The organism is Helicobacter sp. MIT 00-7814 (assembly GCF_003364115.1).
Classification (GTDB): domain Bacteria; phylum Campylobacterota; class Campylobacteria; order Campylobacterales; family Helicobacteraceae; genus Helicobacter_F.
Genome location: NZ_NXLL01000065.1, coordinates 1 through 1087, shown reverse-complemented (window position 1 = coordinate 1087; position 1087 = coordinate 1). Strand labels below are relative to the sequence as shown.

Annotated in this window: 1 pseudogene; it reads left to right on the top strand. The window is 42.0% G+C overall.

Going from position 1 to position 1087, the window contains the following annotated elements:
- Positions 1 to 1087, top strand: a pseudogene (locus CQA49_RS10190) (hypothetical protein); the annotation flags it as partial.

The following is a 1087-nucleotide window of genomic DNA, read 5'->3' as shown; positions in this document are numbered from 1 at the left end:
AGCCATTATCCAGCCGACATTCTTTAGAGAGGGCAAAGCGTTAAAAGACGCAGATATTTATGACTTTATAGAAATGCTAATTACCAAAGGTGAAGCAAGCAAGGAATCTAGCGAGTTAATAGAGCTTTTACCAAAATTAAGAGAAAAACACGAAGCTTACAAGGCAAATATGCCAAAAGACACACCACCACCGCCGACAAATACACCAAAAGGAGATAATCCCTCTGTCATTGCGAGGAGCGCAAGCGACGAAGCAATCCACAACGCAGAATCCGCCAAAAATGGATTGCCACGCGGGATAAATCCCGCTCGCAATGACGAAAGCCCAACACCCAAAGGGGAAGCACCAGCACCACGCAATGACGAAGTAACGCCAAATCCTCAATCGTCATTGCGAGGCGAAGCCCAAGCAATCCACAAAAATGCAGAATCCACACTAAACGAAAACGACATAATCGCAGAATTTGGCACTAACTATGCAGAATTTTACCACGATGGCAAAGGTGCTATTAAAAAGCTATTGCAAGAGAAACAAGGACAAGTCGCAGGCGGATTTTATAAAGAGAATCTAGGTGATATTGACTTAGTTTGGGGGAATGAATCTATAGGCTTGCAAAAGATAGTAGAAAAGCACCTAGATGATTTTAAAATTTGGGGAGAGGGACAAGAGGGCTTAATCAAAGGACTAAATGAGATCGTAGAAAGTGGTAAGATAGAAACAAATGCAGGCGTGCATACTATAATTTTAAACAAAGATGGCGCAGAATATCGCGTGGGATTATCTAAAGGTTGGCTCGGAAAAGGGGAAAATCTATGGGTAATAACCGCATATGAAAGAAAGCCCCACGCGCAGAATTTCGACCAAGTCGCGTCTAAAGTTGAGAGTGGATACAATCTCCCTCAAGAGGCTAAAAGCAATTCTACCACAAAACGAACTGAAAGTGAAGTTTCTTTAGACAATACACCAAAAAATACAAATCCTAGCAACGAAAACAACTTTAACCCCCTTATTTCACAAATAAACGCGCATTTAGGCAGTGGATTATTTGGTGGAAGTATCGCAGGGCTAGAACAAGATGACTTTGGC